Origin of the sequence: Rhodococcus sp. YL-1, from assembly GCF_001942025.1 — a bacterium.
Taxonomy (GTDB): domain Bacteria; phylum Actinomycetota; class Actinomycetes; order Mycobacteriales; family Mycobacteriaceae; genus Rhodococcus_F; species Rhodococcus_F qingshengii.
On record NZ_CP017299.1, the window covers coordinates 1,955,396 to 1,973,351 of the forward strand.

General features: G+C 63.1%; 2 protein-coding genes (1 of these 2 only partly in view). Both read left to right on the plus strand.

What is annotated here, in order from left to right:
* Positions 1-3,979, plus strand: partial view of a non-ribosomal peptide synthetase gene (locus tag BH682_RS09170; RefSeq protein ID WP_075832723.1) — the 3' portion only. 24,692 nt of this gene lie to the left of the window's left edge; the window shows 3,979 of its 28,671 coding nt (coding positions 24,693-28,671); its start codon lies beyond the left edge, outside the window; its stop codon occupies positions 3,977-3,979.
* Between the two features lie 89 nt (positions 3,980-4,068).
* Complete coding sequence (locus BH682_RS09175) at positions 4,069-17,817, plus strand: non-ribosomal peptide synthetase (protein WP_075835205.1); 13,749 nt, start codon at positions 4,069-4,071, stop codon at positions 17,815-17,817.
* The last annotated feature ends 139 nt before the right edge of the window (positions 17,818-17,956 follow it).

A 17,956-nucleotide genomic window follows, 5' to 3' on the forward strand; every position in this document is an offset into this window, starting at 1 on the left:
TACCCTGGTATTCCGGACACACGTCGACGGCGCAGACCGCTTCACGGAACTGCTTGCCCGCGTGCGAGAGAACGATCTGCAGGCCTTCGCGCATGCCGACGTTCCGTTCGAGCGACTGGTCGAGGTTCTCAACCCCGCCCGTTCGACTGCTCGTCACCCGCTCTACCAGGTGGGCTTCCTCTTCCAGAACATGGAACAGGCAAGCCTGGAACTGCCTGGCCTCACGGTCAAGGGCTTGGAGATCGACAACGGCGTCGCTCAGTTCGATCTGCAGTTGATCGTCGGTGACAACTACGACGAGCGTGGCGTTGCCTCCGGCATCTCGGCCGTATTCAGCTACGCCCATGACCTTTTCGACGAGTCGACGGTCCAGTCCTTTGCTGATCGGTTCAACACCGTTCTGGCTGCAGTTGTTGCCGATCCGTCGATCGTGGTCGGCGACATCGACGTGCTCGATCCGCATGAGTCGAATCAGGTTCTGCAGGAATGGAATGCAACGGAGCATGTACTCGACTCCGACGCGACCCTGGTCGATCTGTTCGATCAGCAGGTTGCCGCGCACGGTGATTCCGTCGCGTTGGTCCACGGACTCGAATCGCTGACGTATTCCGAGTTCGACGACAAGGTCAACCGGCTCGCCCGTCACCTGATCGAACTGGGTGTCGGTCCGGAATCGTTGGTGGCGTTGGGAATGCGACGCTCCATCGATCTGGTGATCGGCATGTACGCCGTTGCCAAGGCCGGCGGCGGTTACGTTCCGATCGATCCGGATCATCCGGCCGATCGCACCGGTTATGTCCTCGAGATGGCCGCGCCGGTGTGCGTGCTCAGCACCGAGAACGACGCGCCGTCGCTCGTGGGGATCGACAACGTTCTGGTCATCGACACCCTCGATCTGTCGGGCGTCTCCGGAGCGCCTGTACACGGCGACGAGCGGATCGCACCGCTTCGTTCGGCGAATACCGCGTACGTGATCTTCACGTCGGGATCGACCGGCAAGCCGAAGGGTGTGGCGCTGTCCCACGCCGCGATCGTCAATCAGCTTCTGTGGAAGCGTGATCGCTACGGTCTCGACCAGACCGATGCAATGTTGCTCAAGACCGCAGCAACATTCGACCTCTCGGTCTGGGAGTTCTGGTCCGCGTTGACATCCGGGTCCCGCCTGGTCATCGCCGACCCGGACGGCCACAAGGACGCCGAGTACATGCTGGCGCTCATTGCCCAGGAGAAGGTGACGACGCTGCACGCGGTGCCGTCCATGCTCTCGATGCTGACGGCCGCGGCAGACGGCACTCTTCCGCAGTCGCTTGAGCGCGTCCTTGCCATCGGTGAGGCCTTGCCCGCGGCAACGGCGGCAGAGTTCCGCAAAATGTCCGACGCGGCACTCGTCAATCTGTACGGTCCGACCGAGGCTGCGGTGTCAGTGACCGCGCACGATGTGGACGAGAGCGATACCTCGTCGGTCTCGATCGGTGCCCCGGAATGGAATTCGCAGGTCTACGTGCTCGACGAGCGACTGCATCCCGTTCCGGTCGGAGTGACCGGTGAGCTGTATCTTGCCGGAACCCAGCTGGCTCGTGGTTATCACGGGCGGGCCGACCTGACGTCGGAACGCTTTGTCGCCAACATCTTCGGAGAACCGGGCACACGTCTGTACCGCACCGGCGACCTTGTTGTCTGGCGCAGTGGCGGTGAACTCGAGTACGTCGATCGTGCCGACTTCCAGGTGAAGATCCGCGGCTACCGCATCGAACTCGGTGAGATCGAAGCTGTTATCAGAGCTGCTGAGTCCGTGGACGCAGCGGTTGTCGTCGCGAAAACCGATCCGCGACTGGGGGATCGACTGGTCGGGTACCTCGTTCCGCAGGCCGGGGCCACCGTCGACGTCGACAGCGTGAAGGCGGAACTCGTCCGCGAGTTGCCGAGTTACATGGTGCCGTCGGCGTTGATGGTGCTGAGCGAATTGCCGCTCAACATCAACGGCAAGATCGATCGAAAGGCGCTGCCGGAACCCGAATTCGAGGCAACGGAGTTCCGTGCCCCGAGCAATCCGGTCGAAGAGATCGTGGCCTCGGTGTTTGCCGAAGTCCTGGGCGTTCCACGAGTCGGGTTGGACGACGACTTCTTCGATCTCGGCGGAAACTCGCTGATCGCCACACAGGTCGTGGCCAGGTTGGGTCAGGCACTTGACGCCCAGATTCCGGTGCGGATCATCTTCGAAGCGTCGACTGTCGGACTGCTGGCGTCGCGGGTGCTCGAACATGCCGGTTCAGGTTCGCGGGCACAGTTGGTGGCGCAGGAACGGCCGTCGCAGATTCCGTTGTCGCTCGCTCAGCAGCGGATGTGGGTTCTCAACCAGATCGACCGCAGGTCTGCCGCGTACAACATCCCGGTCGCGATCCGGATGTCCGGCGATCTCGACGTCGCAGCATTGCAGTCGGCCGTCTCCGACCTTGTTGCTCGCCACGAGATCCTGCGGACGTTCTATCCCGATCTCGGGGACGGCCCGACGCAGTCGATTCAGTCCAAGTCGGCAGCCGTTGTCGACATGGCCGTGCTGTATGTCGGCGAAGACACGATTGGGGCCGAGGTCGCGAAGGTCGTCGGTCAGGGCTTCGACGTCACTGCCGGTGTTCCGCTGCGCGTTCGCCTTTTCCAGATCACGCCCACCGAGCATGTCCTGATCGTCGTGGTCCACCACATCAGCGGCGACGCGTTCTCGATGGCACCGATGATCAGGGACACGATGGTCGCGTACACGGCGCGTACCGGGGGAGCGGCACCCGAATGGGCTCCGCTCGAAGTCCAGTACGCGGATTACACGTTATGGCAGCGCGACGTTCTGGGTTCCGAGGGCGATCCGGACAGTGAACTGTCGACGCAGCTTGCCTACTGGACGCAGGAACTCGCCGGCGTTCCCGAACTTCTGGAACTGCCGACGGACCGTCCTCGTCCGCCGACGCAGTCGATGAAGGGCGCGGACTTCCTGTTCACGCTCGGCGCGGATTCCACGCGTCGAATTGCGGAAATCGCGCGCGAGCAGAACTCGACAGTGTTCATGGTCGTGCACGCCGCGTTCTCGGTGCTGCTGTCCAAGCTCAGTGGCTCGAACGACATCGCGATCGGTACACCGGTGGCGGGCCGCGGCGAGCGAGTCCTCGACGACCTGGTCGGTATGTTCGTCAACACGCTGGTGTTGCGCACGCAGGTGAAACCGGCAACCACGTTTGTCGACCTGCTGCAGCAGGTGAAGGAGAAGGACCTCGCGGCGTTCGGAAACGCAGACGTGCCCTTCGAGCGTCTGGTCGAGCAGGTCGGCCGTGAGCGCTCACAGGCATACTCACCGCTGTTCCAGGTGATGCTCACGTTCCAGAACATGGCACTTGGCACGTTTGCGCTGCCAGGGCTCGAACTGTCGGCGGTGGACGACGGATTCGACTCGGCGATGTTCGACCTGCAGCTCACCGGTATCGAGGAGTTCGACGAGCACGGAGCGCTGTCCGATATCCGGATGCGATTCACCTATGCAACCGATCTGTACGACGCCGCAACCATGGAACTGTTCGCAGCCAGGTTGCGGGCCGTGGTTGACGCCGTTGCCGCAGATCCGACGGTGGTTCTGCGGACCATCGACATCGTGACGGACTTCGAACGCGCGCTGATCGAGGCAGCCGAGCCGAAAACGGCCGCGGACCTTCCGGACCTCGCAGCAGCGGCCGCCGCAGCAGATCCGACGGCGGTTGCCTTCACACACGGCGACACCGTGGTGACCTTCACACAGCTGGCCGAAAAACTGGCTGTGATGAAGCAGACGATGGGTGCGGCGCTCACTGCCGATGCGTTGGTCTCGGTTTCGCTGAACGGTCTGGTTCCGGGCATTCTTCCGGCACTGGGCGCCGACGGTATTACCTCGCTCGTCGAGTCTTTGATAACTGACGCGCAGGCCACGCTGGGGAAGGGTTCCGGTACGGACGGGTAATATGCAGTATTTGCCCCATGGGCGTTGATCTGTACGACCAGTCGTGCGTTGGATCTGCGCCGTGCTGTCGTCAGTTGGAGGAAGTGTTGATGTCCGTCGGTATGCCGGGACCACAGTCGCTGACGATCGAAGACCTGCCGAGATTGATCGCTGCAGTAGCCGAGGCGGAGCCCGACCGGACAGCGCTTGTTCATGCAGACGCCGAGGTGACCTACGAACGGTTGCACTCGGAACTGACCACACTCGACTCCGCGATGGGTGGTGCGCTCGGCCCGGACGCACTCGTACCCGTCGTGATCTCCACGCTGCTGCCGGAGTTGCTCGCCACACGAGAGGGTGGCCTCGAATCCGTCGTCGGTGCGCTCATCGCCGACGCGACTTCCGTCGTTGCTTTCGAGGCTCCGTCGGTCGTCGAGTCGACTCTCGTAAGTCTGTTCGAGGAGCAGGTCGCGCGTACCCCCGATGCCGTCGCCCTTCGTTTCGGCTCCACGGCGTCGACATACGCGGAATTCGATGGCCGGGTCAATCAGCTCGCCCGCGAGCTCGTCGCCCGTGGCGTCGGACCGGACACACTCGTCGGCCTGGGTATCCGTCGGTCCGTCGAACTGCTGGTTGCGATGTACGCGATCGTCAAGGCCGGTGGTGCGTACGTACCACTCGATCCCGACCATCCCGCTGAGCGTCTGGCGTATGTGATCGACGTCGCCGCGCCCGTCCTCGTGCTGACGACGTCAGTGGACGCGGTCGGCATTCCCGAAAACGTCGATGTACTGCGGATCGATGACATCGATGTCTCGGCGCACTCAGGCGCGCCGCTTGCCGACGGTGACCGGCTGTCACCGCTGCGCACCGACAATCTTGCGTACGTGATCTTCACGTCGGGTTCGACCGGCAGGCCCAAGGGCGTCGGTGTGTCACACGAGGCAATCGTCGCCAACCTCCGATGGAGGCAGAGCGAATATCCCTTCACCGACGAAGACGTCATCCTGCAGAAGACGCCGTTTACGTTCGACGTATCAGTGTGGGAGTTCTTCTGGCCGTTGCAGGTCGGCGCTTGCCTCGTGATCGCGAAGCCGGACGGGCATCGTGATCCGGCCTACGTCGCAGCGACGATGATCGAGTACGGCGTCACCGTTGTACATTTTGTCCCCTCGATGCTCGCGGTCTTCGTCGCTGAACCGCGCGCTTCCGAGATCACCTCGCTACGTTACGTTTTTGCCTCGGGTGAAGCGCTTCCCGCCCAGACCGCCGCGCGGCTGCGCGACGTCAGCACCGCGGAACTGCACAATCTGTACGGACCGACCGAGGCAGCCGTCGACGTCACGTACTACGCAACCGGACCGCAGGACGAGGTCTCCATTCCGATCGGCCGTGCTGTCGCCGAAACAGAGCTACTCGTCCTCGACGACGCACTGCGTCCAGTACCTCCCGGCGTCCCCGGCGAGCTTTACCTCGCGGGGGTCCAGCTGGCCAGAGGGTATGTCTCCCGCCCCGATCTGACGGCGGATCGGTTCGTCGCGCATTCCACCTCGGACGGCGAGCGCATGTACCGAACCGGCGACCTGGTCCGATGGCGCGGTGCCGGCGCCGACCGCCTGCTCGAGTACCTCGGCCGCACCGACTTCCAGGTGAAGCTGCGGGGACTGCGCATCGAACTCGGCGAAATCGAATCAGCGCTACTCGACAACGATGCAATCGCACAGGCGGCCGTTCTCGTCCACTCCGATGCGGCTTTGGGCGACAATCTGGTGGCATACGTGGTTCCCGCATCGGGAGTTGTGCTCGACACCGACGCTCTTGCACGTGAATTGGGTGGACGCCTGCCGGACTACATGGTGCCGTCGCTGTTTGTCGAACTCGAGGCGTTTCCGCTCAATGCCAGTGGCAAGCTGGACCGCAAGGCGCTGCCGGCGCCCGAGTTCACAGCGCAGGTTGTCGAATACCGCGCACCGAGCACCCCGGTCGAGAAGACGTTGATAGCGATCTTTGCCGACTTGCTCGGCCGCGACGATCTCGGCATAGACGACGGGTTCTTCGACCTCGGGGGCAATTCACTGCTCGCGACGCGAGTGGTGGCGCGCGCGAACGCCGAACTCGGCGTGGAACTCGACATGCGAGCTTTCTTCGATGCTCCGACGGTATCCGAATTAGCTTCTCTCGTAGGCGATTCTGCTGGCCGCGGTACGAAGGCTCCTCTCGTTGCACAGGAACGTCCCGACCGGATCCCGCTTTCGCTTGCGCAGCAGCGTATGTGGTTCCTCAACCGCTTCGACTCGACCTCGGCAGTCGATCACATCCCAGTCGTTCTCCGGCTGACCGGAATGCTCGATGCCGCTGCGCTCCGTTCGGCGATCGATGATCTCGTCGAGCGGCACGAGAGCCTGCGTACTGTGTACCCGGAGGTCGACGGCGTCGGCTACCAGCAGATCTTGACCGTCTCCGACGTGGAGCTCGATCTGTCGCCGGTCGCTGTGGCCGAATCCGAGATCACCGAGCGTGTCATCACGGAGATCACCGGGGGATTCGACGTCACCTCACAGGTGCCGTTGCGGGTCAAGCTCTTCCAGGTGGCCGCGTCGGAATACGTCCTTGTATTCGTCGTCCACCACATCAGTGGTGACGGCTTCTCGATGGGCCCCTTGGTGCGCGACGTCGTGACCGCTTACGCGAGTCGGGCGGCTGGCAGCGCACCCGAATTCACGCCGCTGGACGTGCAATATGCAGACTTCTCGATCTGGCAGCGAACAGTCCTCGGCAGCGAGCACGACGCGGAATCGGTGATATCGCGCCAGATCGATTACTGGACACAGCAGCTCGACGGGCTCCCCGAGCGGCTAGACCTGCCGATGGATCGACCCCGCCCGCCCGTCGCGAGTTATCGCGGAGCGTCGCACACGATGACTATCGGTGCGGACGTACTCGCGCGCCTCGAGTCGATTGCGCAGGCGAACAAGGCCACGGTGTTCATGGTATTGCACAGCGCAATCGCCGTGCTGTTGGCGCGTTTGTCCGGAACCACTGACATCGCGATCGGCACCCCGGTGGCGGGTCGTGGCGATCGCGCACTCGACGACGTCATCGGCATGTTCGTCAACACCCTGGTGCTGCGTACCGAGATCAATCCGGCAAGTACATTCGACGAGCTGGTGAACCAGGCACGGATTGCAGACCTCGATGCATTCGGTAACGCTGACGTCCCGTTCGAGCGCCTGGTAGAGGTGCTCGACCCGGCACGCTCGCAGGCACACAATCCGCTGTTCCAGGTGATGCTCGCGTTCCAGAATCTCGGCCAGAAAACACAAAGTGGCGCAACGCTCGGCGGCCTCGAGGTAAGCGGTTTCGAGCTCGAGTCCGCAGTCGCCAAGTTCGACCTCCAGTTCACGGTGTGGGAAGACATCGAGGTCGGCGGGCTGTCAGTCGTCATCGATTATGCGCGTGACCTTTTCGATGCCTCGACCATCGAGACGTTCGGTTCCAGGCTGTCCGTATTGCTCGGTGCGGTCGCTGCCGATCCGGCCGTTCTCGTCGGCGAGATCGATCTGTTCGGCGCCGGCGAGGCAGCCCGCGTGCTCGACTGGTCGGTGGGGCAGCGTGTGTCGATCGGCGACAGATCGCCACTTGCACTCTTTGCCCGGCATGTCAGTCGCGACCGGTCGACGGTTGCAGTCGTGGCCGATGATCGGACCCTCACCTACGGGGAACTCGATGCGCGGTCGTCGGTGCTCTCTCAGGACTTGCTCGCTGCGGGTGTGGGAGCGGACGACGTGGTTGCGCTGGTGCTGCCCAGGTCGTGGCAGTGGGTAGTGGCAATGCTCGCGGTGTGGAAGACCGGCGCCGGTTACACACCAATCGATCCCACGTTGCCGACCGAGCGCGTGAATACATTGCTCGAAGACACCAGTGCCCGCGTGGTGATCGCGTCCGGCGGCGTCCAGACGGCGCTCCCGGTGCTGCGGGTCGAGAGCACTGATGGGGCGGAATCCGGCGATTCTGTTCCGGAATGGGTGGACCATTGGCGTGAGCGGGGCGCAGGTGAGCGCGTGGGATACGTCATCTCGACCTCTGGTTCGACGGGTCGGCCCAAGCCCACGGTCGTACCGATGGCGGGCATCGAGAATACGACAGCCTGGTACCGATCCGAACTTCCGGACGCCGCTGGTGTGGTCGTTGCGTCGTCACCGAGTTTCGATCTCACGCAGAAGAATGTGTGGGGACCGCTTACCAGCGGTGGCAGTGTTCACGTCGCCGCAGCGGGGTTCGACCCCGCCGAGATCCTTCGCGCCGTCTCCGACGACGACGTCCAGGTCGCGAACATGTCGCCGAGTGCATTTGATGCACTGGTCGATGCCGACGTGGACGGCGTCCTCGAATCACTCGACGTCGTGTTCCTCGGTGGTGAGCCCATTCAGGTTGGTCGGCTCAAAGATCTGATGGCCGCCGGTGTGCGCGTCGTCAACAGTTACGGCCCCACTGAGGCCTCCGACGTAGTGTCCTTCCAGGAGGCGGCACCGGGAGACGTCAACGGAGTCCCCATCGGGATTCCGATTCCGAATATCGAACTCTACGTGCTGGATTCGCGCCTGCAGCTGGTCCCGGCCGGAGTGGTCGGTGAGCTTTACGTGGGAGGTGTGGGAGTCAGCCGCGGATACGGCGGACGCTTCGACCTTACTGCCGAGAGGTTCGTGGCGAATCCGTTCGGGTCGGCAGGCTCGCGGCTGTACCGTACCGGAGACCAGGTCCGGTGGAACGGTTCGGGAGAGCTGGACTATCTGGGCCGCACCGACTTCCAGGTCAAAATCCGTGGACTCCGAATCGAACTCGGCGAGATCGAAGGGGCCCTGGTGGCACTCGATTCGGTATCGGCTGCTGTCGTGGTGGTACACAAGGACAGCCTGGTCGGAGACCGCCTGGTGGCTTATCTGGTACCAGCACACGGGGCCGACGTCGACATCGCGGCGATACGTTCGACCGTCGCGGCGCGTCTGCCTGACTACATGGTGCCGTCTGCGTTCGTGGCGATCGAGACGGTTCCATTGAACGCCAACGGAAAGGTCGATCGGCGGGCCCTGCCCGAGCCGACGTTCGCGACACTGTCATACCGCGCTCCGACCACTGTGGTCGAAGAAACTGTGGCCCAGATCTTTTCGGATGTTCTGGGTGTAGCTCAGGTCGGTCTCGACGACGACTTCTTCGAACTCGGCGGCAACTCGTTGATTGCCACGCGAGTTGTCTCACGGCTCGGTCAGTCCTTGGACACCGTAGTGCCGGTACGACTGCTGTTCGACGTGTCGACGGTCGAGGCCCTGGCCGCACGACTGAGCACTCACACCGGCGACGCGGGGCGGATGCCTCTCGTCCCACAGGAGCGTCCCGAGCGAGTCCCGCTGTCGTTGGCGCAGCAGCGAATGTGGTTCCTCAACCGGTTCGAGCCGGAATCCGGGGTCGACAACATTCCGGTCGCCGTGCGGTTGACCGGTCCGTTGAACACGGCGGCTCTGGCGGGGGCCGTGCGGGACCTGATCGACCGTCACGAAAGCCTACGCACGATCTATCCCGAAATCGACGGCGTCGGTTACCAGCAGGTTCTCGGTTCGGCGGCAGTCTATCTCGATCTGTCACCGGTTCGAGTTCCGGCCGAGACTGTGGAACTCCGTGTGCGGGAGCTGATCCAGCCCGGATTCGACGTCACGGTCGAGATCCCTCTCCGTACCGCGCTCTTCCAACTTGCCGACGATGAGTACGTGCTTGTCTTCGTCGTCCATCACATCAGCGGAGACGGTTTCTCGATGGTGCCGTTGGTACGTGACGTGGTGACAGCGTATGCGGCGCGATCGCACGGGCGTGCGCCGTCCTGGTCGCCGCTGGCTGTCCAGTTCGTCGACTACACCCTGTGGCAGCGTGAGGTGCTCGGCAGCGAGGACGATCCGCACTCGATCATCTCGGGCCAGGTCAACTACTGGAAGAGCCGGCTCGCGGGAATCCCGGATCAGCTGGACCTGCCGACCGATCGGCCACGTCCAGCCGTAGCAACGAACGGTGGTGCAGAGTACCAATTTGCCATCGAGCAGGGCGTCGTCGATTCCCTCGACCGAATTGCGCGTGAGCATCAGGCTTCGCGATTCATGGTCGTGCACAGTGCATTCGCCGTGATGCTGGCGCGCCTGTCCGGCACCTCCGACATCGTGATCGGTACTCCGGTCGCGGGGCGTGGTGAGCAGGAACTCGACGATGTGATCGGAATGTTCGTCAACACACTCGTGTTGCGGACGAACGTCGATCTGTCGCTGTCGTTCACGGAATTGCTTCGCAGCACGCGTGAGTCGGACCTGCAAGCGTTCGCGCATGCCGACGTGCCGTTCGAGCGCCTCGTCGAAATCATCAACCCGGAACGATCGCAGTCACGCAATCCGCTGTTCCAGGTCATGCTCACGTTCCAGAACGTCGCCCAGGGCAGCGACGAATCGGCCGACATCGACGGCGTCACGGTATCGGCCCTCGACGTCGATGCGTCCGTGGCGAAATTCGATCTGCAATTGACGATCACCGAGCATGACGGTGAACTCCGTGGACTCTTCACTTACGCAACGGATCTGTTCGACCGTAAGACGGTGGCCTCCTTCGTCCAGTATCTGACCGCGACTCTCTCGGCGGTCGCGGCTGCCCCCGCTGGGCCGGTCGGGGACGTCGACGTCGTCGGCGACTCCGATCTGGGGCTGGTCGTCGAGCGCTGGAACAGCACCGGTCACGATGTTCGCGATGTGACGCTGGTGGATCTGTTCGATGAACAGGTCGTCCGCTCTCCCCATTCGATCGCGCTGACCTTCGATGGGCATCAGCTGACGTATCTCGAATTCGACCGGCGGGTCAATCAACTCGCCCGCAAACTCGTGTCGGAAGGCGTCGGCCCGGATACCCTGGTCGGCTTGGCCATTCGCCGAAGCTTCGATTTGCTGGTGGCGATGTACGCGGTAGTCAAGGCCGGCGGCGGCTATCTGCCCATCGACCCCGATCAGCCCGTCGAGCGCAACGAATACGTCGTGTCGACTGCAGCTCCGATCTGTGTGTTGACCACAGAGAGAGATGGATTCGACGCTGAGGGAGTGCTGGTAGTCAGGATCGATACCGTAGACCTGTCCGGTTGTTCCGACGCACCGGTCACCGACGCGGACCGCCTCGGCCCGCTGCGAGGGGAGAACACGGCGTACGTGATCTTCACCTCCGGGTCGACGGGCAAACCGAAGGGCGTTGCGGTGTCACACCGCGCGATCGTCAACCGGCTGATCTGGATGCAGGCCGAGTACAGCCTCCTCGGCGACGACGTGGTCCTCCAGAAGACTCCCTTTACCTTCGATGTCTCCGTGTGGGAGTTCTTCTGGCCGTTGCAAGTCGGAGCTCGACTTGCGATCGCTGCCGTCGACGGCCACCGAGATCCGGCCTATCTGGCCGCGCTGATCGCGTCCGAACGAGTGACCACCATTCACTTCGTGCCGTCGATGTTGGAAGTGTTCCTCGCGGATACGGTTGTCACGAGGTCTTCTACCCTTACCCGAGTCTTCGCCTCGGGTGAGGCGCTCGCCCCGCAGGTGGCCGCGCAGTTCCGGACGGTTCTTCCCGGAACTGAACTGCACAATCTGTACGGACCGACGGAGGCCGCGGTCGACGTCACCTTCCATGAGGTGACGGACGCCGACACCACCACCATGCCGATCGGCGCGCCGGTCTGGAACACACGCGTTCTGGTACTCGACTCACGACTGCATCCGGTGCCCGTCGGGGTCGCGGGCGAGCTCTACCTCGCGGGAGTGCAGTTGGCCCGGGGGTACGTGGCTCGGCCGGACCTCACCGCGGACCGGTTTGTCGCCGATCCGTTCGGACCTGCCGGCTCACGCCTGTATCGGACCGGAGACCTGGTGCGATGGAATGCGTCGGGTGAGTTGGTATACATCGGACGTACCGACTTTCAGGTCAAGCTACGCGGACTACGCATCGAGCTGGGGGAGATCGAGTCGATCCTGCGTGATCATCCGTCGGTCGGTTCGGTGGTGGTTGCCGTCCGGAACGATCAACTGGTCGCGTACCTGACGGCGGCCGGTGAGTCTCTGATCGATTGGCTGGAACTGGAATCGATACTGGGGAAACATCTTCCGTCATACATGGTGCCCACGGCACATGTTGTTCTGGACGAACTGCCGCTCAACGCCTCGGGAAAACTCGACCGGAAGCAACTGCGCGATCCTGAGGTCGAGATCGCGGTCTTCCGGGAACCCGAATCTGTGGTCGAGGTCGAAGTTGCGCGTATTTTCGCCGACCTCCTCGGTATCGGGCAGGTCGGCTTGGACGACGACTTCTTTGCGCTGGGCGGTAATTCACTGATCGCGACGCAGATCGTCGCTCGACTCGGGCATGCACTCGACACCACTGTGCCGGTCCGCATCCTGTTCGATGCATCGACAGTGGAGTCGCTCGCGGCGCGAATCGACGTGCTCGTGGGGCGGGGCGGCCGTCCGCCGCTCGAACCACAGGAGCGCCCTGAGTTGGTTCCGCTGTCGATCGCGCAGCAGCGCATGTGGTTCCTGAACCGATTCGATTCGGCGTCCGGAGTGGACAACATTCCGATCGCGATCCGGTTGACGGGGGATCTCGACATCGAGGCCATGCAGGCAGCTCTTCGTGATCTGTTCGAGCGACATGAGATTCTCAGGACCACATATCCGGAAGTCGACGGTGTCGGATACCAGCGAGTCCTCGACACCGCGGATGCACTGCCTGATCTGTCGCCAGTACGTATCCACGAGTCCGTCGTCACCGACCGGGTGGCGGAATACGTACTCGCCGGATTCGATGTCACTGCAGACGTGCCGGTCCGGGCACGTTTGTTCGATCTTGCCGACTCGCAATACGTTCTGGTGTTCGCCATCCATCACATCAGCGGTGACGGCTTTTCGATGGGGCCGCTGGTCCGGGACGTCGTCTCGGCGTACGCCGCGAGGTCGCAGGGAATCGCTCCGACGTGGAAGCCGCTACCGATCCAATTCGCGGACTTCGCGCTGTGGCAGCGCCGGGTACTCGGTGTCGAGTCCGATCAGGGATCGTTGATCTCGAAACAGATGGAATACTGGAAGTCGCAACTGGACGGATTGCCCGTCGAACTGACCCTGCCGTCGGATCGGCCGCGTCCGCGAGTCGCTTCACACTCCGGTGCCGAGTACTGCTTCGATATCGAAGCGGCCATGCACGAATCATTGAATCATGTTGCGCGAGAACATAATGTGTCACTCTTCATGGTTCTGCACAGTGCGCTGGCCGTCCTGCTGGCGAAGCTGTCCGGCACCGCCGACATTGTGATCGGTACACCAGCGGCCGGACGAGGTGAACAGGCTCTCGATGATCTGATCGGCATGTTCGTCAACACTTTGGTCCTGCGGACCGAGGTCGACCCGGGCGAGTCGTTCACTGCACTCCTGTCGAAGGTACGGGACACCGATTTGGCCGGTTTCGAGAACGCTGACGTTCCGTTCGAGCGTCTGGTGGAAGCACTGGACCCCGAACGGTCGCAGGCGCGTAATCCGCTTTTCCAGGTGGGCTTTTCGTTCCAGAATCTCGGTCAGGGTGCGCACGGATCCGTAGAGATTCCGGGCCTGAGCATTTCCGGTGTCGACATTGCGCCGACGTTGGCAAAGTTCGACCTGCAGTTCACGGTCTGGGAGACTCCGGCTCAGGCGGGCGGGCTCACCTTCGCCGTCACCTACGCCACCGATCTCTACGACGAATCGACGATTGCAGGCCTCGAGTCACGACTGAACGCCGTGCTGACATCCGTCGTCGCCAATTCGTCAAATGCAGTCGGCGACATCGACATTCTCGGCGAGGACGAACGCCGGACGATACTCGAAGGGTGGGCCACGCCCGGGGCGGTCGTCGACGACTCGACCACTCTGGCCGGACTGTTCGATGCACAGGTGACCCGATCACCGAACGAGATTGCGGTGGTCTTCGGAGACGAGCGATTGACGTATCGGGACATCGATTCCCGCGCAAACTGTCTGGCCCGCACGCTGATCGATTCGGGAGTCGGATCCGAGGACCTGGTAGCGGTCCTCTTGCCGCGATCGGTCGATCTGGTCGTGGCGCTGCTCGCCGTCGTCAAGTCTGGTGCCGCGTATCTGCCGATCGATCCGAGCTATCCGGATGAGCGGATCGCATATACCCTTGCCGACGCGTCTCCGGTGTGTGCGATCGTCGCTCCGGATTCGCTGCGGGAACTGCCCTGCCCTTCTGTCTCGCCCCGGGACGCCGCTGCCGACTCCCGCCCCGTGACCGACGCAGACCGCGTGCGGCCTTTGCGTTCGAGAGACCTGGCGTACGTCATCTACACATCAGGATCTACCGGCCGCCCCAAAGGTGTTGCGGTCACTCATCGGAACGTTGTGGAGTTGTTCGCCAACGCGCAGACGGAATTCGCATTCGATTCCTCGGATGTGTGGACTTTGTTCCACAGCTACGCATTCGACTTCTCGGTGTGGGAGCTGTGGGGTCCGCTCATTCACGGCGGTGTACTCGTGGTCGTCGACTTCGAGACGTCGCGTTCGCCAGACCAGTTCAGACAATTGCTGACCACCGAGGGCGTCACGGTGCTCAATCAGACTCCGTCGGCTTTCTACCAGCTTGCGGAGGCAGACCGTGTTTCCGGAGGATCGGACGGTACCGCGTCGGATCTTGCGCTCCGGTACGTGATCTTCGGTGGCGAGGCACTCGATCTCGCACAGCTGACCCGGTGGTACGACCGTCATCCCGACGACTCGCCGCAACTGGTCAACATGTACGGAATCACCGAGACCACGGTGCACGTCTCTTATCTCCCGCTCGATCGTGCGAGCGCGGAGACCACGACGGCGTCGTTGATAGGTCGACCACTCGACGGCCTTCGGGTGTACGTACTCGACGACCGTTTGCAGCCCGCTGCGATCGGCACGGCCGGCGAGATCTACGTCGCCGGCGGACAACTGGCACGCGGGTATCTGGGGCAGAGCGGATTGACGTCCGGGCGGTTCGTCGCGAATCCGTTTGCATCGCACGGCGAGTCGATGTACCGAAGCGGTGATGTGGCGCGCTGGAACCGCGCCGGCCAGCTCGAATACCTGGGGCGTTCCGATTCGCAGGTTCAGCTTCGAGGTTTCCGGATCGAACTCGGCGAGGTCGAAACGGCCCTGCTCCGAGTCGGTGGTGTCGCCCGTGCCGTGGCCGTCGTCCGCAAGGACGCAGATCTGGGCGATCGGCTCATCGCGTACGTCGTGCCCGAAGCCGGTTCGGACCTCGACGCGAGCACGGTCAGCACAAGTGCGGCCGACTTCCTCACCGGCTACATGGTTCCCGACGCGACAGTGTTGTTGGACGCCTTGCCCCTCACGGTGAACGGGAAGCTCGACTCCGCTCGGCTGCCTGCACCCGTCTTCGCTTCCGCCGAATATCGAGCGCCGGTGTCCGACACCGAGAAGGCCGTGGCGACGGTATTCGCCGAATTGCTGGAGGTTCCTCAGGTCGGACTCGACGACGAGTTCTTCGAACTCGGTGGTAACTCATTGATCGCGACCCGGGCGGCGGCACGACTGAGCCGATCCCTCGACGCCGTAGTCCCCGTACGGACTCTGTTCGACACCCGGACAGTCGAAGAACTCTCGAGCGCGATCGAAGTCCACGTCGGAACCGGTTCGCGAAAGCAGCTCGTTGCCCAAGATCGCCCCGAGCGCATTCCGCTGTCACTGGCGCAGCAGCGTATGTGGGTGCTCAACCAGATGGACACCGACGCCTCGACCTACAACATCCCGATGGCGCTGCGTCTGGCCGGGCAGTTGGACGTCGACGCGCTGAAATTTGCTCTGCGTGACGTGATCTCGCGCCACGAGTCACTGCGAACGCTTTACCCGTCCGACGGGCTGGGGCCGGTGCAGCGGATCGTCGGCGCCGACCTCGTGCCCATGTTCGGGGAACCGACAGCGGTCCACGACGGCGCGCAGATGTACACGAAGGTCGTCGAATCGACGACCGCCGGATTCGATGTGTCATCGGAGGTTCCGGTACGTACTGATCTTCTCCAGATCGGAGAAGATCAGTACGTGTTCGTACTCGTCGCGCATCACATCGCGGCCGACGGGCAGTCGATGGGGCCACTGGCCCGCGACGTGATGGTGGCCTACGAAGCGCGTACCCGGGGCAGTGCACCGTCGTGGAGCCCACTCCAAGTGCAGTACGCAGACTTCGCGCTGTGGCAACGCGACGTACTGGGATCGGTAGATGACGCGGGAACGATCGCCGCGCGCCAACTCGACTTCTGGCGCACAGCGCTCGACGATCTGCCTACCGATGTCGGCTTGCCGACAGACCGACCGCGTCCCGTGGTGCAGTCCGCCGCAGCGGGGGCAGTCCAGTTCACCGTCGACGCTGATGTCCACTCGCGACTGAGCGACATCGCCCGAGCAAAGAACGCCACGGTGTTCATGACAATCCACGCCGCACTGGCGGTCCTGATCTCGAGGTTGGGTGGAGGCTCCGACTTCGCGATCGGTACCGCTGTCGGCGGCAGGGGCGAGCGCGCCCTCGACGATCTCGTCGGTATGTTCGTCAACACACTCGCGCTTCGCACCACGGTCGATGCCGGTGCACGCTTCGAGGATCTCGTTTCGCATGTGCGCGACGTCGACCTGGCCGCGTTCGGCGAAGCCGATGTTCCTTACGAGGAAATCGTGGAGGCGCTGCCGCCTCGGGCGGGGGGCCTGTTCCAAATCGTCCTGTCGCTGGAACCGACCGCCCAGACCGAGTTTGCATTGGCAGACCTGACCATAGGCGCCGTCGACAGCGGAGTCCTGACCACGAAGTTCGACCTTCAGCTCACCCTGACCACCGCAGCGGACGGCCTCGGACTCTCCGGCCTGTGGCTGTATTCCGAGGACCTGTTCGACAAGACCACGGTCGAGTCGTTCGCACAGCGGTTCGTTCGTGTACTCGAGCAGGTCACCGACGATCCGACCAGGCAGGTCGGCGATCTCGATCTGCTGACCGACATGGAGAAGTCCGAGGTCGCCGACGGCGTTCGCGAAGCCAGCGCAGTCGCGAGCACGACGTTGCTGCCTCAGTTGCTCGCCTCCGTCGTGGAAAGCGACCCGGACGCGCCTGCGGTGGTAACAGACGGCGAGGAGACCGCTTACGCGGCACTCGACGCGAAGTCTTCGCGTCTGGCTCGCCTGCTCATCGAGGAAGGTGCAGGTCCCGGCACTGCGATCTCCATCGGTGGTGGTGTCGATGCCGTGATCGCCTACTGGTCTGTGGTGAAGACCGGCGCAGCCGTTACCGGGGCGCATCCGTCGGATCCGGCAAGCCTGACCCTGTCGAATGACTCCGACACCTCGACGCTGCTCTTGACGTCACCGGAGATCGAGTCTCGGCTGGCGACGATGTCGGATCGTCCGATCAGCTACGTCGATCGCGCCCGGTCGACAATGGCGGACGATCCGGCGATCGTCGACGGTGACCGAGTGCTGACGTACGGCGACCTGTCGAACTCTCTGGCGGAGCTGCGCAAGCGGTATTCCGTCGACTTCGAGTCGAGGTTGGCATTCGCCGGCGCGGTCGGCTCGCCGGAGCACTCGGTCGCAGTCCTCCTGGCGGCGTCAGCCGGAGCGGCTGTCGTCATTCTCGGTGACGACGAGGCAATCGAAGACTCACTTGCTGACGACTGGGTGACGCATGTGGTGCTTCCGGACGAGGTCCGCTCGGCCGTCGACCGAACCGACTTACCCGATCTCGAGTACGTCCTCGCAACGGGCGAACTACTCGGGTGGTGAGATCGGGCTCCGTCGGCGACCGTGCCAGTGGCCGAATTCATAGGTGATCGTGCCGTTGCCCGGATCGGTGTAACCGGCTGTAACAATGGGCGGTAGGGGTTGGATGTGTTGGGGGAACCCACTGATGCAATTGTGGGTT